The sequence below is a fragment of the Brevibacillus sp. Leaf182 genome, from assembly GCF_001423865.2.
GTDB lineage: Bacteria > Bacillota > Bacilli > Brevibacillales > Brevibacillaceae > Brevibacillus > Brevibacillus brevis_C.
Genome location: NZ_LMPN02000020.1, coordinates 12,267 through 31,753, shown reverse-complemented (window position 1 = coordinate 31,753; position 19,487 = coordinate 12,267). Strand labels below are relative to the sequence as shown.

Genomic DNA, 19,487 nt, shown 5'->3' with positions numbered 1-19,487 from the left:
AGGTAAGGATGGGTGAGCGCATGAACATTCTCGTATTGCATGGAAGCTCGAGAGACGCAGGGAATACGGAGCAATTGACAAATCTGGCACTGGAAGGCGTGCCGCACACCAGTATCCGTTTGCGTGAAAAAAACATCCGCCCGATTCACGATCAAAGGCATGACGAGGGAGGCTTCGATGCAATCGCGGATGATTACGATGAAGTGACAGAGGCGGTGCTCGACCATGATTTTCTGATTTTTTCTACGCCGATCTATTGGTACGGCATGTCGGGTCATATGAAAAACTATGTGGATCGCTGGTCGCAGAGCTTGCGTGACAAGCGTTATTCCTTCAAAGAATCTCTCGGGCAAAAGCAGGCATATGTCATTACGACTGGCGGAGACCAGCCCAGATTGAAGGGACTGCCATTGATTCAGCAGTTTCAGTATGTTTTTTCTTTTGTCGGAATGCCATTTGCGGGCTATATCATCGGGGAAGGCAACAAACCTGGTGATATATTGTCAGATCAACGGGCAGTAGAGGAAGCAAAGATTTTTAATGCGTGGCTGAAGGACAAACAATAGCCTGAAAGACCGGAGAGAATTCCGGTCTTTCTTTTCTTTTAAAAGAGCTCCTCATTCATCTAATAAAAGCTCTGCGTAATTTATGTGTTAGTAGTTACAAGATAATGGTCAATAAGTAGGTAGGGCAATTGGATATTTCCAAAAACAGGGTAAAAAGCACTAGGTTGTAAATAAAAAAAGGACTTTGTGCTTATTTATGGTAATGGAAACAACTACTACCATTAATTTATCTATAAAGAATGGTCTATTTTGGTATAAGAGATAGAACATTGGATATATCCACGGAGGGAGTAGTCTACGTGAGTAATCGGGTTTTAACCTATGGAAATATTCAAGTGACACCTTACAACTTCACGCATTTGCAATCACTAAAAGTGGTTAAAAAGATGAACGAACACGCGAAGGTAACGATCACGGGCATTATTCCAGATGAGCTGAAAGACAGCTATGTGAATCTAACAAATGAACAAACGCATATCCAAATAGCTTTGACGGATGAGAAGGGGCAGCCAAAGCCATGGTTTCAAGGCATCGTGACGAATGTAAACATCCAATCCGTCAGGGGCATTTATTACTTAACAGTGAAGGCTGTTTCACATAGCTACTTATTGGATGTCAAACCGAGAAAACGCTCATTCCAAAATCCAGCGATGACTTATGCGGCGCTAGTCAAAATGGTGCTGTCCGCATATGGGAAAGCGGATTTTATTGATTCGGTCACGAACGGCAAGGCGATCAATACGTTTGTGATGCAATATGAAGAAACCGACTGGCAGTTTCTCCAGCGGATGGCATCGCGATTCTATACGGGCTTGGTGCCTGCAACGGCTTTTGATCTACCCAAATTTTATTTCGGTCTGCCCAAAGGGAAGGACAAAGGCAAGCTAGAGGCCGCGCATTATACGGTACAAAAGAGGGTGGGGGAATATCAGAGCGCTGCGGAAAACCGAGTGCCAGGAATTGATGATCAAGATTTTACGGTATATGAAGTGGAAAGCCCGCAGATCCTCGAAGTCGGTGATGAAGTGAGCTTCAAGTCCAAGAAGCTTGTCGTCGGAGAAGCCGTCACTGAAATGAAGGAAGGAATACTGACGAATACCTACAAGCTCTTTCCACATAAGGGACTCTCGCGCAAGAAAATGTATAACAACGCGATCATAGGTGCCTCTATCCAAGGGCGTGTTCTTCAGATTCAAAAAGATAATATCAGAGCCAAACTAGACATGGATGATCAACAGGATGAGAGTACTGCTTATTGGTTCCCTTATTCGACGATCTATACGTCCGAGAACAATACAGGTTGGTATGTCATGCCGGAAATAGGCGACCAGATACGAATCTACTTCCCGAGCAAAAAGGAAGAGGACGGTATCGCCATCAGCTCGGTGCTCCGAGATAACCCAGATGCCGAATCTCCGGCTCCCCAAAAGTCCTCCGCTCCAAGTAGCTCAAGACCGAGCGCGGGTACGGGTCCCGATCGGATGAAAGATCCGGCTGTGAAGACCTTCCGCACGAAATACGGCAAGGAGATCATGCTGGCGCCAGATAAGATCGTGATATCAGCAGGCGGTATGTCTATCACAATCAGCGATAATACCGGAATCGAGATCGTGAGTGATAAAAATGTGAGCATTAGTGCTAGTAACGAGGCGTATCTGATCGGGCAAACGCTGCGAGTCAAGGCCGATAAGATCGAGCTGATTGGAAAAGGAAACACCATTTCATTAAATGAAAAGATCGAGATCAAGGGAACAGAGATAAAAATGAACTAATGGGAGGAACACACGGTCATGATGAAAGAAGAAGCACTCCAGCATCTGCACGACCAGGTGTTTTTGCCTGCTTTGGCAGAACGGGTGGCGGCAGTCCAGCTATTTTTCCATCAACATCAAGCCCAGCTCGTCGATGAGTTTGTGGAGTCGTTTCGACAGATCGCAAGTCGGATCAAAGTCATGCAGGATCGTGAGGAGCTAGCACCTGTTGGATTTATTCATTACTCCATGCTGAGGACATCTATTCTGGAAGATACTTATACCTACCTCATCGAGGCTTATACAGATCAGTGGTATTGGGAACCTGTCGAATGCTATGCCAGATACGACGCCAGTTGGGCTTTTCAAGAGATTTCATCGTTGATTCGTCTTCTAGATGAGCAGCGTAAAAAGTACATCGGTGTTCTACACACAGCGGATGTGGAGCACATGGTATGGAAGCGTTTGGATTGTTTTAGTCAAATCGTGACGGATCTGATCCGGATAGCGATCCGAGAAGCCATAAAACTCCCAGAGTATTCGGAGATAAATAAGGCGAAATGTTTGCGCATCAGGGTCGGGGAGTTTAAAGACTTTAGCGAAGATGTGCATATCGATGATGGTTCCACTCGAGATCAAATCAAGGGGGCGGGATGACTTGAGAGATTACTACCAACTCATGGATGACAGTCGAATCGCTCAAAAGGTGAAACCGCAGGGTCTACGAAAGGAAGACAGCTTCGCACAGCTCCCGCCTGTCTCGATTTTAGATGTCGCTGAACATAGCTTCAACGAGTACACAGACTGGCTGGAAAAGCCTGTGCCTATGATGTCAGGACAGATGAAGTCGATTATCGAGAAATACAATCCGAGAATTCAGTGGAAATGTGTCCATTTGATAGACAAGCGATCTGGCTCACAAAACGTGTACTGGGTCATGCAAATACCTACCTTGGATTGTCTTTCACAGGATAGCGAGTTTTATCTAAATGGAACCGTAAAGAGACTTGTGTTAGACCACGAAAAGATCAAGGCGCATCATTTTTTTGCCATTGAAGGAATTTTGGAGCCGTATATCGTGGTAAGTCTCGATGCAGCAGAAAGCTTACTGCGTAGAAGCTATACGGGCTTCGTTTTGCAAAAAGTAGAGCAGGCGTAACGGAGGGAGTCATGACTGTTTACTGGGATGAGAAGATCTTGGATGCCTGGAATGACATCCAGAAACGACGTGAAATCAAGGAAGTAGAAGAGAAGATGGCACAAATGTCACCTAAAGAATGGCTGGCAGGAGTGCAGCGTGGTGTCATTGAGTACGAAGGGCAAACGATTTATTGCGAAGAGAAGCTATTTTTCAACGAGCAGATGGCGATTCATCTCCCAACGTCTATGTGGCTCATTCCTAGAGGGATCGAATCAAAAGGAAATACAACTCACCAGCATGATCAGATGACTTACAAAAATGAAAAGGGCACAGTCATGCTTGGTCTGACACATATGACGCACCTCATACAGATGGACGATGTAGAGCAATTTTTGAGTACAATGACGATTCAGTTGAAAAAAAAGCAAGCGGGCTTGCAAGTCGTACATAACGAAGTGATTGAGCTCAGTGAAGTGAAGGTGGCGAGTAGCGAATTCGTCATACCGATAAAGAACGGGAAGTATTATCAAATCTTGTTTGTTACTGCACTAGAGGAGAGATTGCTGCTCGGTAGCTTCCATTTCGCAGCTGACGAAGTGATTGTATGGCAGCCATTAGCTAGAGCCTTGATTCGAACGATGCGACTGGTATGAGTTATTGCAAATTATGTAACGAAAGGGAGTAGGGAGATGCTTTTGTCTTTGCTTCAACTTCTGGCTCCGAAGGCACACGGTGAGTATTCCTATGTTGTACGTGGGGCAACCGTAAAATGCAGTGAGGGAACAGACACCAGCTTTTTGAATTTGCCGCAATGCCACGGAGTATACGCGCGTGGTAAACCGGTCATGAATATTGCCGATAACGTTGTCGATGCTAATATTGGATGTTTTGGTATTTGCAGGGACACAGGAACCGTATGTAGACCAATGATAGCTAACAAGTGGACGGAAGGAAAGCACGATGTACTGGTAAAAAACGAGCCAGCCTTACTCAGTAAGTCGGAGCTGATTTGTACTGTCAAAGGGATTATTACGATTGAAAAGGATGGGCAGGATTGATGTGATTGAAGGAGAGGAGTTTATGCAGGGAACGGATGGAGTCATGACCTATCAGGATATACAGATTGTCTGGTCCTATGGAACGATCCGACTTGATCGGTTGGAATTTGTCCATCAAACTGGCGAACATGCAAAATTACGCTTTACAGGTATTGTTCCCGAAGAAAAAGAAGATGAGATTATACATAGAGCAAGCAGCCACGACGTAATTGAGCTGTGTCAGAAGGTAGGAAAGCAGAAGAAGTCGATATTTATCGGACGACTACATCATGTGGAGATCAAGGTTGTCCGTGATGTCCACTATGTGACGGTGGAAGCTGTATCGCATACCTATGCCATGGATATGGGCGTGAAGATGCGTTCTTTTCAAGACGAGAGCCGATTGTACTCAAGTATTGTAGATGAGCTCGTGTCGAAATATCCTGGTGGAGATATGATCGATAATGCCTTCGATGATCTCAAACAGGGCAAATACATCATGCAGTACGAAGAGACGGACTGGGTGTTTTTAAAACGAATTGCCTCTCACGTAGGGGCTGTCCTCGTACCAGATGTGAGTGCAAATAAGGTGCGCTTCTGGGTCGGTCTACCAGAGGGAAGAAAGCAGATCAAGCTGAAAGACAGGCCATACGAGGTTAACCAGTCCATCGCACCATATAGAACCTACACGTTTGAACACGACGATGTTTTAGAGCTTGGGGATGAAGTGTTGCGAGAGGGGCAGACCTTCGCTATTACCAAGCGAATAGCAAGCATGGTAGATGGTCTATTCAGGTGGACGTATGTTTGCGCAACTCGCAAAAGTGTGAAACAAATGAAGATCTATAACAAAGCCATCATCGGTGCCGCTATCGACGGAAAAATTATTCAAATCGGACGAAACCAAGTCAAAATCCATCTCACTATCGATAAAACGCAAGATAAGAGCAAGGCACAGTGGTTCCCGTATGGGGCGGAAGGCAACCAAATCCTATACCTCATGCCGGAGATCGGCTCTAAAGTAAAATTGTATTTCCCAGGTGCCGATGAGGACGATGCGATGGTCATCAACTCCGTCCGTCATGCGCCACAGGGAAGCTTTGTCGAGAAGAACGATAAGCGAATGGTGGACCCGGGAGTCAAATCGTTTGGCATCCCACAAGGAAAAGAATTCACCATGGGAGACACCGAACTGAGGATGACCGCCAAAGAAGGTGCGTTGGAAATCTCGATGAGTAGCCTCTGGGGTGTGAGTCTGAACAGTACCACGAATGTAAACATTCACGCGTCAGGAGAACTGAATGTAAATGGTGCCGCTGTCTACATGGTCGGTTCGGAAGGGATGTACCTCGATACAGCTACGGATACGATCGCATTAGTAGAAGAGAACGACACGAGTAGCGATCAGATTCTTCTGGATGCGGAAAAGAGTCATTCGTTTGCACCAATCTTGAGTCCGTTTGAACAAGATATTAAGAGTTTAGGATGGCAGCGCGCGGTAGATAAACGACTCGCAGATCACGATGCGGCCGAAGCCAAAGGGGAAGGTGAAGTCGTTGAAGAGACCCTGTCGTCGCTATGGAACTTTGTCGTAGATGTTGCCGATGTTGCCTACACGGGCGTACAATTGTTAGCGAGTGATGAGGGTGAGACGGTCACCAACATCAGGGGAACTAAGGTTAAGTCGTTAACCGAGGGGAACAACTTAGCAAAAGAAACTGAACAAAAAGCTACGAGTGCGGCAAACTATGTAGGAGATGTGTTCCAGGGCGAGAAGTCGTTCGGTGAAATCGGTCAAGATATAAAAGCGGCTGGTGCAAAAGTCGGAGAGAGCGTCATGCAAGACTACGTTATTCCGGTCGGGGTGAATTGGCTACACCATATAGAAGACAAGTATGGAGGTAAAGAAGCAAAGCTAAAAAGAACACTGGAGGAAAGCTACCAACGAGGTAGGAATACGGGAAGAGTAGATGTCATAGGTGCTGAGGTAATCGCGAGTGGACTGTCAGGTGGAATGGGTGGAGCCGCTATGAAGACAGCGACTACAGCAGCCAAATTGACGCCAGATGGACCAAATAGGGATCGTACGCCAGATGGTAACGGCAGCAATGGAAGAAATGGAAGCGACGGAAATAGAACTCCATTATTCGGGCTTTTTGACTCGATTAAAAAAGATATGGAAACGCTGGATGGGAAGTTCAAAACGAAGGCGAAGACTGTTGAAGATGCGTTGAAAGAAATGCAAGAGATGATTGATAGTCTTGTAGCTGCTATGCAAGGATATTCCAAGCTGGTTCCTAATACAGGTAGGCCGATGTTCATTTCGTTGGACGGGAATGGTGGTGGCGGGCATAACAATAATCATGGGAATAATAGAAATAATGAGGGGACGGGTAATGCTAAGTACGATTATAAAAAGGTTGAAGAGGTAGAGAACAGAATTAGACATGAATCTAAAGAGCATGGGCAGTTTTTTGACAAGGATGGTAATTTAATTGGGGACACAGTTATTGGTACTGAGAAGGCAATAGATGTTAGTGATTATAGGGACAGAGGAAAAGATGCTGTGTTTACTCATAATCATCCTACTAATGGACCGTTTAGTTTGGAAGATATGATGGTAGCTGTAGACTTTGATATGCTAGAGATGAGAGCAATAACTCCCAATGGAAAAACGTTCAGTATGACAAGAGGAATAGACGGATGGAAAGTTGATGGCCAGTCAGTTCGAATGGTGTATCGATTAGTACAAGAGGAGTTAAGAGCAGATGTTAATTTCAATAAGTTATATAAAGAGGGACGAATGGATGAAGCATGGGACATGTTTTATGATAAGGTAGCAGAAAGAATTGGTGGGGAATATAAACGAAAATAGGACGGTGATAAATATTGAACAAGAAGTTTCTTTATAGTAAACCTAGTATTATAGGGGTATTGGATTCAGGAAATGATGAATTTAACGATATAGGTTCTTGGCTTTTTGATGATTCACCAGCATTACTCAGAAAAAAATTTAGGGAAGATTCTTTGGATATATTAGTAATGGAATTAATTGATATTTTCCGAGAAGGAAATCCGAATTATCAGGAACTGGCTGGTTTATTTGGCTTGGTTAAAATAGAAGAGGATGAACAAGAAGGATTAAAAATATGGAACGTAAGGAATATTGAACGGCTAGCAGGTGATTTAAATAAAATTGAAATGCACATTGATGCTCAAAGTTTAATTATTAATAAGCTATATTTATATATAAACGAGTTGTCTAATTTACAAACAATTAAACAGAAATTAAATGATAAGTTTGAAGAGGTATCTTATCAGGATATTAACGGAGGGCTTATATTTAATGAAAAAGAGCTTATTATAGGCATTATTAAAGTACCAGAGGAGAAGTAAAATGGTGAAGCCTTAGCGTGTTCATCAAAAAAATAGTGTAAACTTGGTTTACAACTCGAACAACAAGATAGTACAATACAACCAACAAACCAAACACTAAACAATTCAAACACTTGATAAACTTTCAAAAGCTCTTTCCAACTTGAACCATGAGTAGGAATGAGCTTTTTTTGCATGCCCGAATTCAAAGGAAGGAAGGAAGGAAAATGGCGAAACAGGCGCAAAAAGAGAGGGAACATTGGGGGTGATTGTTCAGGCACAAGCAGAGTATCAGTCAATCGGGAAGGTGAAGTCGTTGAAGAGACCCTGTCGACGCTATGGAACTTTGCCGTAGACGAGTGATGAGGGTGAGACGGTCACCAACATCAGGGGAGCTAAGGTTAAGTCGTTAACCGGGGGGAACAACTTAGCAAAAGCAACAGAACAAAAAGCTACGAGTGCGGCAAACTATGTAGGAGATGTGTTTCAGGGCGAGAAGTCGTTCGGTGAGAGCGTCATGCAGGACTACGTTATTCCGGTCGGAATGAATTGGCTACATCACTTGGAAGACAAGTATGGAGGTAAAGAAGCAAAGCTAAAAAGAACACTGGAGGAAAGCTACCAACGAGGTAGGAATACGGGAAGAGTAAATGTCATCGGTGCTGAAGTAATCGCGAGTGGACACTGTCAGGTGGAATGGGTGGAGCCGCTATGAAGACAGCGACTACAGCAGGATCGTACGCCAGATGGTAACGGAAGCGGAAGCAATGGAAGCGACGGAAATAGAACTCCATTATTGGGGCTTTTTGACTCGATTAAAAAAGATATGGAAACGCTGGATGGGAAGTTCAAAACGAAGGCGAAGACTGTTGAAGATGCGTTGAAAGAAATGCAAGAGATGATTGATAGTCTTTTAGCTGCTATGCAAGGATATTCCAACCCGGTTCCTAATACAGGTAGGACGATGTTCTTTTCGTTGGACGGGAATGGTGGTGGCGGGCATAACAATCATACTGGGAATAATAGAAATCATAAGCGAGATAATGAGGGGACGGGTGATGGTGGTCCGAATTTTAGTCCAAATTTCGGATAAAAAATTAAAAAAACATGCTCAAGATATATATGAAACTTCAAGGGATTTAGGTGTTCCTGTTAAAAAGGGGATAAAGAAGGGATGAAGGAGTTCATTTTATCAATTGTAAATGACCCCAAAAATCAAGCTAATTCGAAACCTTTTGAGTGGAATACAATCGACACTGTAGACGCTTTTGTTAAGGGTGATGCAGTTGTTTTAGTTAATCGAAATGCAAACGAAATATTGACCTTCTTAAATAAAAAAGGAGATCGTTTATCAAGTAAGTTAAAGTCCGAATTAGATTTGATTAGAGAGTGAGGATGAATATGAATAATTATATATTATCTTTTACAAAAAAGTTTGATTATCTTTTTGTGCAAAAAGAAATCTCAAATATTATTTATTTGCATGATGAGGATGATAATGAGAGATTAGACCATGTCCTTTTCCTTGAGAAAGATAATGGTGATGTCATAGGCTTGTATATAAGAGGTATGAATCCGCTAATCTCAATGAATAGAATTTACGATTTGGATGATTTTAATTTATTTGCTAGTTATGAGGGATTAATTGAATGCAAGGAAAATATCAAACTCAAAATAGAGTATGTAGGTTTGTTTTTTAGCACTCAATACAACGAATTATTTGGTTTATATTTGGCGAATAACGATGCATCTAGTTCTATATTTATCTTATTTTTACAAGATGAAATTTATGTAGAAAAGGATTGGAGTATATACGAAGCTAGAAGGATGCTTGAAAAAAGGTTTTCGACTGAAGGTTTCATAACATACGAAAAAAAATGTGAGACTGACTGGAAACAAGTAAATTTCTAGCAGGGTCTGTCTCCATATTTTTCTGTAAGGCCAACTCAACAATAAGACTGTACAATACAACCAACGAACCAAGCACTAAACAATTAACGAACACTTGATAAACTTCCAAAAGCTCTTTCCAACTTGAACCATGAGGTTGAACAGGTCAATTATGGTCAGTTACCACCATGATTCACCTGTTTTTTGTTATGTTCGTTTTCTTGCGGTTTCATCAAAAATAAATTGCAACAATGTACGTACATGGAACGATAGATAAGGTGAAGGAGCGGTCAGAGAAATATTACCGCGACTAATTGGGATCATGAACGACAAGAGTCAGTGCTATCCGACCATTGAAATGATAGCTAGAAACATCGGGTGTAGTTCTAAGTCAGTAGAACGTCATATCAAGGAATTGGCAGGCAAGACGACGACACATAAGAAACCCCCACTTCAACCGGTAGGTAAGTAGGGGGAGTATGATTCATTTTCCCTCGAGATGACGCAGGATCGCCATTAAATCCAGCTCGCCCAAGCCTTCTTCCAATGCATGACGATAGGTCGCATTTACGGATTCAGCCAATGGGGTAGAGACGCCTGCTTCATTCGCAAGGCGAAGGTCCTTGGCCATATGCTTTAGGGCAAAGGCAGCCGGATAGTCGTCAGCGAGGATGGAAGCCGCTTTTCCGCGAATGAGTGGTGTTCCTACGGCACTCTCGGAAATGATGTCCAGCATTTGCTCCGTACCAATGCCGAGGGATCGTGCGAATAGTAAAGTTTCAGACACACCTTGTACTGTAATGCCGAGCAGCAGGTTGATCGCCAGCTTCGCAGATGTACCCGCTCCGTTTGGTCCCAAATAAAAAGCGGCTTTGCCCAGCTTGTCCAGCATAGGCTTGGCTACCTCATAATCCGCCTCTTCGCCGCCTACCATGATGACGAGCTTCCCTTCTTTTGCAGGTCCTACACTGCCAGATACAGGCGCATCGAGAAAGCGCAGCCCAGCTTGTTTGGCGTGCTCGGCAAGAAAACGGGAAGTATCTGGTGAAATGGTGCTCATGTCCACCGCCAGCTTTCCTTGCACGGGAAGACTTAAGAGACCATCTGAGCCCGTATAGATTGCTTTTACGGCATCATCGTCACTTACCATGGTGAACAGTACATCGCTTTGTGCTACGAGCTCGGATAAAGTTGCAGTCTCTTTCGCACCCAATGCCACCAATGGTGCAGCTTTTCCCGGCGTACGATTCCAGACACGTACGTCGTAGCCAGCAGCCAGCAGATTGCTAGCCATTGGGATGCCCATATTCCCCAAACCAATCCAACCGATGATCATCGTATTGTTCTCCTATCCGCGATTTATGCTTTTATTTGTTGTTGGACAAGTATCTTTAAAGCAGCGTGCTTGGATTCTGTCATTGCAAACAACTCGTCAAATCCAGAAGGAAGCGTCTTGTCAAGAACACGCAAGCCTTCCTCGGTAATGCCACCTTTGGTAGCAACACGCTCGATTAGCTGGTTGAAGCCAAGCTGTTCGTTTTTGAGCAAAAGAGCGGTTCCCAGCATTGTTTCCACCAGCATGCTTCTCGCTGTATCTAAGTCAAGCTCTGGTGTTTTGCGAACGGCTGCTTGGGCGAACGAATCAAGAATCCCTGCGATCAGTCCTGGTGCGCTGCTGGTGAGGATCGTCGCTGTTTCGATCTCGACCTCGGACACTTCCTGTGATTGACTAATGGAAGACAGGAGGGTGATAAGGTTATTGCGATTCTCTGCACTTGTTCGACTGCTGCATGTAAACAACGATACACCGTGCAGCTCTTGCGAAGTGACGGTAGGAATTACCTTGCTTACGGCACCAGCATGGACGGTTTCCAAATCATCGATGCTAACACCTGCTGCTACTGAAACGATATGTACACTTTCAGGGATAGACAACTCACGCAGTACAGGCAGGATATCCAGTGGCTTAGTGCAGACAAAGACCAGCTTTGCCTGGTCGCACACCTCTTGTGCACTTTCGGCTATGAGAATGCCATGTGATGCTTGCAGATTTTCAGCCTTTTCTCTTGTTCGATTGAAGACGCTGATATGCTCGGGCTGGATCACACCGCTTTTACAGAGTGATTTCACCAGCATTTGTCCCATACTGCCTAATCCAATGATTCCAATTCGCATGTGCAAACCCCCCGTCTTATTGTAACGTAGCCTCATGAAAAAAGGTACAGCCTCCCATGTGAGAGCACTGTACCTTTGCAGTTTCGTTAACAGATTAGTCGTCAGAGCTACGGAAAATCATGATGTACTTCGCCAACTCGAGAACAGAGATCAGAGCGGCAGCTACGTACGTCAGAGCGGCTGCGCCCAGTACTTTGCTTGCTCCACGCTCTTCTTCATTGCGGATGAAGCCCATTTTGAGCATCAGTTCTTTCGCACGGCTACTTGCGTTAAACTCGACAGGCAGTGTCACGAGCTGGAAGGCAACTGCTCCGGAGAAGAAGATAATCCCGATGAGCAAGAGTCCAGCCATTTTAAAGAAGAAACCAGCCAACAGCAGCAATGGCGCCACACCGGACACCAGATTGACTACTGGGAAAATACGATGACGTGCTACCAGCATCGGGTAGGAGACCTTGTGCTGAATCGCATGGCCGACCTCGTGACAAGCAACGGACAGGGATGCAATCGAGTTTCCGAAGTATACAGGATCAGACAGGCGTACGACACGGTCAGTCGGGTCGTAGTGGTCAGTCAATGTACCCGGGATATGTTGAACAGGAACGTTCGTCAAGCCGTTCGCATCGAGCATGCGGCGGGCAGCCTCTGCACCGGTAAGACCGGAGGAGGTAGGAACTTCGGCGAATTTGTTAAAAGTTCCTTTCACACGGAACTGTGCCCAGAGCGACAGTCCGAATGCAATCAGAATCAGGAAATCCATAGGATGGAAAAACATTCCACACTCACTCCTCGTTGTAATCTATGAAAACGAAATGTTGCTAAGCCATACATGTAACCTTACTACTTCATTCTGTCCCATATTCATGTATACGAATAAGTCCTGTGACAGTTTCACTATTTTATTGTACAATCTCTGACTATTATTGACAATGTTGCTGTATGCGAAAAAACAGACACATTCCTCGTCATTTTGATTGGGAATGTGTCTGTTTTGATGCTCATCTGTCGTGATTTTGGGTTTTGTGATGCTCGGTTTTGCGCGGGTTTTGAAAGCCGGTCACTTCGAGCATTTTACTGCTCATTTTGGAATCCAACGTCTTTTCAGGAGCCTGCGGATATGATTTTTCACCTTTGGACACCGGGATATCCTCCTCGAAAACATAATCGCGAACAGGCTTATTATTTCCTTGGACGGATGCGAAAGGACGTGGGAATGGTTTACAGCTGAGAAAAGGCGCGGTCTACGGCTGCGATGGTGTATTGAATGTCTTCTTCTGTATGAGCTGTGGTCACGAACCAGGCTTCATATTTGGATGGTGCCAGGCATACACCTTCATTCAGCATCAGTTGGAAGAAGCGGGCAAAAATTTCTCCATTCGCTTTCTGAGCTGCATCATAATCATGAACAGGCTCGTCCGTAAAGTAAACAGCCAATGCCCCTTTTACACGATTGAGTTGAATGGTTACGCCGTGTTTGTTGGCTGCTTCGGTGATTCCGTTCGCAAGCATGGCGCCCAATCGTTCGAATTCATCGTACACGCCCGGCTGCTTCAATACTTCCAGGCAGGCAATTCCCGCACGGATGGAAGCAGGATTACCGGCCATTGTTCCTGCTTGATACGCAGGTCCGAGTGGAGCGACTTGCTCCATGATTTCCTGACGTCCGCCATAAGCGCCGATTGGCAGACCGCCACCGATAATTTTGCCCAATGCAGTCAGATCAGGCTCGACTCCAAGGAGGTTTTGTGCTCCGCCATAGCAGAAGCGGAATGCCGTAATTACTTCATCATAGACGACAAGTGCGCCTGCTTCGTGAGTGATGCGGTTAACCTCTTCAAGGAAGCCTGGCTCAGGTGCCACGATACCGAAGTTGCCGACAATCGGCTCAACGAGGACGCAAGCTGTTTCGCTTCCCCATTTGCTCATAGCATTTGCGAATGCTTCGACATTATTAAAAGGTACCGTAATGACTTCACTGGCAATGCTTTGTGGAATACCCGCACTGTCCGGAATCCCCAAGGTAGATGGACCGGAGCCGGCAGCAACGAGTACCAAATCAGAGTGACCGTGGTAGCAGCCTGCGAATTTGATGATTTTGACACGACCGGTATAGGCACGTGCTACACGAATGCAGGTCATGACTGCTTCTGTACCGGAGTTATTAAATCGAATGCGCTCCATCGAAGGGATTGCTTCGCGAATCATGTTTGCGAAGGTAATTTCCCATGGAGTAGGAGTACCGTACAGGGTTCCGTTGGTAGCTGCTTCGCAAATCGCTTTGGTCACATGTGGATGGGCATGGCCAGTAATGATGGGGCCATATGCTGCTAAATAGTCAATATATCGATTGCCGTCCACGTCCCAGAAATACGCGCCCTGGGCACGTTCCATCGTTACGGGTGCTCCCCCGCCTACAGCCTTGAAAGAGCGGGAAGGGCTGTTTACCCCGCCTAGAATGACGTCGAGTGCTTCCTCGTGCAGTTGCGCGGATCGTTCACGTTTCATGCATATTCCCTCTTTTCCTTTGGAACTACCTCTTTTGGAAAAAGTCCTTCATTATCTTACCACAGCTGTTCAACAACTGGATATGAACGGAGAGCTATAGATGAAGGAAAGGAAAAATGATACAATTTTCAAGCAAATCACTCCATGCGTAAAGGCGGGGTCATCATGAAACTTGAGTGCATTTCCATGAAAGGAAGCGGCAAAAGCAATGAGGACGCCTACGTGATTCATCAGGTAAAGCATGTGTATGCGGTTATCGACGGCATTACGTCGCTGATCCCGTATGAGAACGCAACAGGACAGACAGGCGGAGCTATCGCGGCTGAGCTCGTTAAAAACCAGTTGGAAGCAATGCCGGAGGATGCAGCTTTGCACGATTATTTGGAGACGATAAACGAAGCCCTTCAGGAGCAGATGCAGCAAAGTGGCATCGATCTTGAGAAAAAGGAAGCATTGTGGGGAGCGGCCTGTGCAGTCGTCCGTGTAGGAGATGCCCATATCGAGTACGCGCAGTTGGGAGATTGCATGATATTTGCCGTCTATGAGGATGACGCTGTGCGACCCCTGACGCATACGCAAGTCAGCCATTTGGAACAGTCCGCCTTGGCGAAGTGGGAAGAAGGAATTCATGAAGGATTGTGTACGCGAACAGAGCTGTACGAGCGATGTATGGACATCCTGATCCATAACCGCTATCAGGCGAATGGACCAGGAGGCTATGGCGTGTTGAATGGCGATGCTGCCTGTCGTGATTTTATCGAGTATGGACGCATGAATCGAATTGGCGTGAAGGCATTGGTTCTCATAACGGATGGCCTTTTCATGCCGAGAGCTTTAAGTGGATCACAGCCGAAGTGGGAAGAGACGGTGCTGCCGATCGTACATAAAGGGCTGCAACGTTATACAGACGAGCTCATCTCTCTGGAAAACAACGACCCCGAATGCATCCGCTATATCCGCTTCAAAAAGTCAGACGACAAAACGGGCATGATCCTTTATCTTCATTAACAGTTTGGTGCAGTTTGCCTTTTGCACAAATCGATTGGCTCATATACACTACAAATGGTATTTAAGCGAAGAAAAAAGGACGGTTTTGCATGATTCAGGTAAATCATTTACAAAAGGATTTCCGCATCCATCAGGCCAGACCGGGCCTTGGTGGTGCTTTTCGTGATTTGTTTAGTCGGGAGTACAAGACGGTAAATGCGGTGGATGACCTTTCTTTTACAGTAGAGGAAGGGGAAATGTTCGCACTGATTGGGGAAAATGGTGCCGGAAAATCGACCACGATCAAGATGCTGACCGGTATCTTGACCCCGAGCGACGGCGAAATCGTCATTAACGGTTATGTGCCCTTCAAGCAGCGGGAAGAGTACGTTCGATCCATCGGAGTTGTTTTCGGGCAGCGCTCTCAGCTTTGGTGGGACCTATCTCCACTAGAGTCCTTCCGTCTGTTGAAAAGTGTTTATAAGGTTGACGAAGCAGAAGGAGAAAAGTGGCTGGAGCGTTTGATTGAGGAGCTGGAAATTTCCCCGTTCGTCAGTCAGCCAGTGCGCAAGCTGAGTCTCGGACAGCGGATGCGCTGTGAAGTGGCTGCTTCGTTGATTCATAAGCCGCGCCTGCTGTTTCTCGATGAACCGACAGTTGGACTCGATGTGCTCGTTAAGCAAAAAATCCGTGAGTTTCTCCGCAATCTGAACGAGACGGAAAATATGACAATCTTGTTGACGACTCACGATGTGTCAGACATCGAGGCCCTCTGTAAACGCGTGCTTGTCATGGACAAAGGGAAGCTGATCTTCGATGGCTTGCTGAATGATCTCAAGGAAAAATGGGGCAATGGCACAGAGGTATCCTTCCAAATGAAAAAACGCACTTCAGCAGCAGCACTCCGTCAAGCATTGGGAGAGATGCCTTGTGAGATCGAGCAAATCAATGATTTTACCCTCAGTGTAAAAGTAGCGCGCAGTCAGGAAATGCTGCCCTTTGTTTTGTCGACAGTCATGTCATCCTTTGAAGTCAGTGACGTGAAAATCGAGGAGACGAGCACAGAGGATATCGTTCGCAACATTTATTCCTCAGACCAAGAGGTAGCCAGCCATGCGTAAGCTTTATATGGAACTCATCCGCATGAGGTTTTTGACGATGCTTGCCTATCGTGTGAACTATTACAGCGGGATCATTATTTACGCGATTAACATCGGTGCGTACTACTTTTTATGGGGAGCGATCTACGGAGGCCAGCAGCAGTTGGGCGGGCTTACGGTGGAACAAATGACTTCCTACGTTGCGATTGCTTGGATGTCGCGGGCGTTTTATTTTAACAACATCGATACAGAAATAGCGCAGGACGTCCGAGAAGGCAAGGTCGCGATCGAAATGATACGCCCTTATAATTACTTGTCCGTGAAAACGGCGCAGGCGTTTGGGGAAGGGATCTTTCGCTTTCTCTTTTTCGCGGGTCCAGGGATATTCCTTATCAGCCTAATCATTCCGTTCAGCTTCCCGGCGACAGCGACTGGATGGGGGCTGTATTTGATCAGCTTGATGTGTGCGTTTTTGATCAATACACAAATTAATCTGGTAACAGGCTTGCTGACTTTCTTCTTGTTCCGAAACGATGGCATGATGCGAGCCAAGCGAGTCGTGGTGGATCTGTTGTCTGGTCTCGTGCTGCCGATCAGCTTTTTCCCGGGATGGGCGCAAACGGCAATGGGGTATCTTCCATTTCAGGCGGTCAACTATTATCCGAGCCTGATCTTCACAGGTGCGATTACAACGGAACGTTCCTGGGAATTGATCGGTTTTCAGGTCATCTGGATGTTTGTCATACTGGTTCCCATCTTGGTGATGTGGCGTCTTGCCCGCAACAAGCTGGTTGTGCAAGGAGGGTAGAGTAGAGCATGCAAAACATGAAACATATTTTCAGTATCTTTGCCGACTACCTGAGCCAGTACTTCAAGACGAGACTTGCCTATCGAACGGATTTTCTCGGGGATTTTGTGTCCAATCTGGTTTCTGAGCTGATCAATCTCATCTTTATTATTGTCGTGTTCACGCATGTTCCGCTGATGGGGGATTGGACGCGTGACGAGATTATCTTTATCTATGGTTTCTTTTTGGTTCCATACGCGTTGTTCTCGATGTTCTTCGGTTTTTGGGACTTCAACGAACGGTATATTATCCGAGGCGAGATGGATCGCATCCTGACGAGACCGATTCACAATCTGGCACAGGTGTGTCTCGAGTCGATTGCGCCAGACCGCATTTTTGGAGTCATAACCGGGATCATCATCATGGGGTATGCTGCCATTCAACTCGATTTGTCGTTTTACTGGTACGACGTGTTCATCTTTATCGGGCTCTCGATCAGCGGGGCATTGATTTACGGTGGCGTGTATACCGCGATTGCTGCGGTTAGCTTCTTTTCCGACTCGCGGACAGGGATTGCCCCGATGATTTACAACATCCAGCAATATGGGCGCTATCCGGTAGACGTGTACAACAAGGCTATACGCTTTGTGCTCACCTACGTGCTGCCGTTTGCCTTCGTAGGTGTTTATCCGGCGGCATACTTTTTGCGCAAGGAAGTCTGGTACACATATGCGGCAATGACGCCGGTAGTGGCTGTTATTTTCTTCGGGATTGGGCTGTTAGTCTGGAACTGGGGAGTCACGAAGTATCGGGGAGCGGGGTCTTGATGATTTATAATCCGAAGTCGTTGTGGTAATATTGGATGTAACGAGATCGAAAAGCATAAGGTAAAAAAAGACCGTCCCGGCGGCAACCGGAACGGTCGGTACAATAGGCGCTTCCCCTAAAGGGGGCGGCTCAATACTATGTTGTGAAATAGACCGCAGAGCTGTCAACTCAAGGGCGGTCTATTTCTTTTTGGTCAAGGTAACAACCAAGCCGAAGACCAATATCCCTACTAAACAAATCGGAAAAATAAACAAGAAGTGTCGCTTTGGCAGTTTCCTCTATTGTCAAATCAAAAAACAGCAGTATAATATGCTGTATACAACTACACATTCCTTCGGGGCAGGGTGAAATTCCCGACCGGCGGTGATCATGCTTTGTGCATGTTAAGCCCGCGAGCCTCCCGAGCTGTAAGTAGCGACGGAGTGCAGGATCTGGTGTGATTCCAGAGCCGACAGTACAGTCTGGATGGGAGAAGGATGACGACAGTACGTTTATCACACGTGCTTGTTTGCCTGTGCAAACGGGATGAGAACATAGAGGCCAGCCCTCTTGTTTCTTGTACCTTTTATTTGCGCACGGTTTTGTCATACGCTTGCAAATGCCCTGTGGAACTTATAGCCACAGGGTTTATTCTGTTTGTGTAACAAGACGTGTGAGCTTACAACGACTGTTGCCATTCCTCAAGAAGGAGTAGAAAAATGAGGAGATGGTAAACATGAAAGAAACAGCGCTGCATTCTTCGCGCACACGTGCAACCCAAAAGCTGGTGACGATTCCCATGCTGGCGGCCGTTGCATTTATTTTGCAGTATCTCGAGGTTCCCGTACCGCTCATGCCAAGCTTTTTAAAGCTCGACTTCAGTACACTCCCCGCATTAATTGGGGGACTCATGTACGGACCAGTAGCTGGTGTTATTATCGAGGTTCTGAAAAATACACTGCACATGCTCTTTAAAAATACAGACGGTCTGTTGATCGGTGAGCTCGCAAACGTTGTAGCAGGATCAAGCTTTATTTTTGCGGCTGTCTACATGCAGCGTCTCGGTCAAGGCAAAAAAGGCTTCCTGACTGGTCTCGCTCTGGGAACGATTTTGATGACGATTGTCATGGCTATTGCAAATGCTTATGTGCTGTTGCCTGCGTACGCTGTGCTTTATCAAATGCCGATTGAACAGCTCTTGACCATGTTCAATGCGACAAGTATCTGGTCATTGGTTCTGTACGGAATCGTCCCGTTCAATCTCTTCAAAGGTGTTATGATTTCAGTGGTCGCGTATCCGATCTACGTGAAGCTCGGCTCGAGAATCGCTGCGCGTACCAACAATTGACAACCACGATGTGACTCG

At 45.9% G+C, this 19,487-nt stretch carries 23 protein-coding genes and 1 riboswitch; of the genes, 18 read left to right on the top strand and 5 right to left on the bottom strand.

Features of this window, described 5'->3' with window-relative positions:
- Nucleotides 1-20: 20 nt before the first annotated feature.
- From ASG16_RS10595 to ASG16_RS10535, 13 genes are all read left to right on the top strand, one after another.
- Nucleotides 21-566 carry a flavodoxin family protein gene (locus ASG16_RS10595; RefSeq protein ID WP_082517240.1) on the top strand — a complete coding sequence of 182 codons (546 nt, stop codon included), beginning with the start codon at nt 21-23 and terminating at the stop codon, nt 564-566.
- Between the two features lie 299 nt (nt 567-865).
- Nucleotides 866-2,338 carry a contractile injection system protein, VgrG/Pvc8 family gene (locus ASG16_RS10590; protein WP_056490176.1) on the top strand — a complete coding sequence of 491 codons (1,473 nt, stop codon included), beginning with the start codon at nt 866-868 and terminating at the stop codon, nt 2,336-2,338.
- Nucleotides 2,339-2,356: 18 nt separating this feature from the next.
- A complete protein-coding gene (locus ASG16_RS10585) occupies nt 2,357-2,974 on the top strand; it encodes a hypothetical protein (protein WP_056490175.1) in 618 nt (205 codons plus the stop codon).
- A 1-nt stretch (nt 2,975) separates the two neighbouring features.
- Complete coding sequence (locus ASG16_RS10580) at nt 2,976-3,476, top strand: imm11 family protein (RefSeq protein ID WP_082517228.1); 501 nt, start codon at nt 2,976-2,978, stop codon at nt 3,474-3,476.
- 11 nt (nt 3,477-3,487) lie between these two features.
- Complete coding sequence (locus ASG16_RS10575) at nt 3,488-4,111, top strand: hypothetical protein (protein ID WP_056490174.1); 624 nt, start codon at nt 3,488-3,490, stop codon at nt 4,109-4,111.
- A gap of 36 nt (nt 4,112-4,147) precedes the next feature.
- A complete protein-coding gene (locus ASG16_RS10570; protein ID WP_056490173.1) occupies nt 4,148-4,516 on the top strand; it encodes a DUF4280 domain-containing protein in 369 nt (122 codons plus the stop codon).
- A gap of 22 nt (nt 4,517-4,538) precedes the next feature.
- Entirely contained in the window at nt 4,539-7,370 is a 2,832-nt protein-coding gene (locus ASG16_RS10565) for a phage late control D family protein (RefSeq protein WP_241970736.1), read from the top strand.
- Between the two features lie 14 nt (nt 7,371-7,384).
- A complete protein-coding gene (locus ASG16_RS10560) occupies nt 7,385-7,891 on the top strand; it encodes a hypothetical protein (RefSeq protein ID WP_056490172.1) in 507 nt (168 codons plus the stop codon).
- Between the two features lie 460 nt (nt 7,892-8,351).
- Nucleotides 8,352-8,585 carry a hypothetical protein gene (locus ASG16_RS10555; protein ID WP_056490171.1) on the top strand — a complete coding sequence of 78 codons (234 nt, stop codon included), beginning with the start codon at nt 8,352-8,354 and terminating at the stop codon, nt 8,583-8,585.
- 111 nt (nt 8,586-8,696) lie between these two features.
- Nucleotides 8,697-8,963, top strand: coding sequence for a hypothetical protein (locus ASG16_RS10550; protein WP_133257445.1), 267 nt, complete (start codon nt 8,697-8,699; stop codon nt 8,961-8,963).
- A gap of 81 nt (nt 8,964-9,044) precedes the next feature.
- Complete coding sequence (locus ASG16_RS10545) at nt 9,045-9,263, top strand: hypothetical protein (protein ID WP_056490170.1); 219 nt, start codon at nt 9,045-9,047, stop codon at nt 9,261-9,263.
- Between the two features lie 8 nt (nt 9,264-9,271).
- Nucleotides 9,272-9,781, top strand: a complete 510-nt coding sequence (locus ASG16_RS10540) for a hypothetical protein (protein WP_056490798.1) — start codon at nt 9,272-9,274, stop codon at nt 9,779-9,781.
- Nucleotides 9,782-10,082: 301 nt separating this feature from the next.
- Entirely contained in the window at nt 10,083-10,232 is a 150-nt protein-coding gene (locus tag ASG16_RS10535; RefSeq protein ID WP_082517227.1) for a helix-turn-helix domain-containing protein, read from the top strand.
- A gap of 12 nt (nt 10,233-10,244) precedes the next feature.
- Here the strand turns inward: ASG16_RS10535 and ASG16_RS10530 are convergent, their stop codons facing one another.
- The 5 genes from ASG16_RS10530 to ASG16_RS10515 form a co-directional block, all read right to left on the bottom strand.
- Nucleotides 10,245-11,096, bottom strand: coding sequence for an NAD(P)-dependent oxidoreductase (locus ASG16_RS10530; protein WP_056490169.1), 852 nt, complete (start codon nt 11,094-11,096; stop codon nt 10,245-10,247).
- A gap of 23 nt (nt 11,097-11,119) precedes the next feature.
- Nucleotides 11,120-11,935 (bottom strand): NAD(P)-binding domain-containing protein, encoded by an 816-nt coding sequence (locus ASG16_RS10525; RefSeq protein ID WP_056490168.1) that lies wholly within the window; start codon nt 11,933-11,935, stop codon nt 11,120-11,122.
- A 94-nt stretch (nt 11,936-12,029) separates the two neighbouring features.
- On the bottom strand, nt 12,030-12,710 hold the full coding sequence (locus tag ASG16_RS10520) for a zinc metallopeptidase (protein ID WP_048031441.1): 681 nt from the start codon (nt 12,708-12,710) through the stop codon (nt 12,030-12,032).
- A 223-nt stretch (nt 12,711-12,933) separates the two neighbouring features.
- The gene (locus tag ASG16_RS30870; RefSeq protein WP_007729817.1) at nt 12,934-13,074 is read right to left on the bottom strand and encodes a hypothetical protein; all 141 of its coding nucleotides are present in this window, start codon (nt 13,072-13,074) and stop codon (nt 12,934-12,936) included.
- A 79-nt stretch (nt 13,075-13,153) separates the two neighbouring features.
- Complete coding sequence (locus ASG16_RS10515) at nt 13,154-14,440, bottom strand: glutamate-1-semialdehyde 2,1-aminomutase (protein WP_056490167.1); 1,287 nt, start codon at nt 14,438-14,440, stop codon at nt 13,154-13,156.
- A 165-nt stretch (nt 14,441-14,605) separates the two neighbouring features.
- Here ASG16_RS10515 and ASG16_RS10510 point away from each other — a divergent pair, with 165 nt between their 5' ends.
- The 5 genes from ASG16_RS10510 to ASG16_RS10490 all read left to right on the top strand — a co-directional run bounded on the left by ASG16_RS10510 (nt 14,606) and on the right by ASG16_RS10490 (nt 19,469).
- The gene (locus ASG16_RS10510) at nt 14,606-15,448 is read left to right on the top strand and encodes a protein phosphatase 2C domain-containing protein (RefSeq protein WP_056490796.1); all 843 of its coding nucleotides are present in this window, start codon (nt 14,606-14,608) and stop codon (nt 15,446-15,448) included.
- An 89-nt stretch (nt 15,449-15,537) separates the two neighbouring features.
- Nucleotides 15,538-16,548, top strand: a complete 1,011-nt coding sequence (locus ASG16_RS10505) for an ABC transporter ATP-binding protein (protein WP_048031443.1) — start codon at nt 15,538-15,540, stop codon at nt 16,546-16,548.
- Nucleotides 16,541-17,335 carry an ABC transporter permease gene (locus tag ASG16_RS10500; RefSeq protein WP_048031444.1) on the top strand — a complete coding sequence of 265 codons (795 nt, stop codon included), beginning with the start codon at nt 16,541-16,543 and terminating at the stop codon, nt 17,333-17,335. Before ASG16_RS10505 ends, ASG16_RS10500 begins: the two co-directional genes overlap by 8 nt.
- 8 nt (nt 17,336-17,343) lie before the next feature.
- The gene (locus ASG16_RS10495; protein WP_048031445.1) at nt 17,344-18,141 is read left to right on the top strand and encodes an ABC transporter permease; all 798 of its coding nucleotides are present in this window, start codon (nt 17,344-17,346) and stop codon (nt 18,139-18,141) included.
- Between the two features lie 327 nt (nt 18,142-18,468).
- A riboswitch (FMN riboswitch) is annotated at nt 18,469-18,623 on the top strand.
- A 234-nt stretch (nt 18,624-18,857) separates the two neighbouring features.
- Entirely contained in the window at nt 18,858-19,469 is a 612-nt protein-coding gene (locus ASG16_RS10490; RefSeq protein WP_056490165.1) for an ECF transporter S component, read from the top strand.
- The last annotated feature ends 18 nt before the right edge of the window (nt 19,470-19,487 follow it).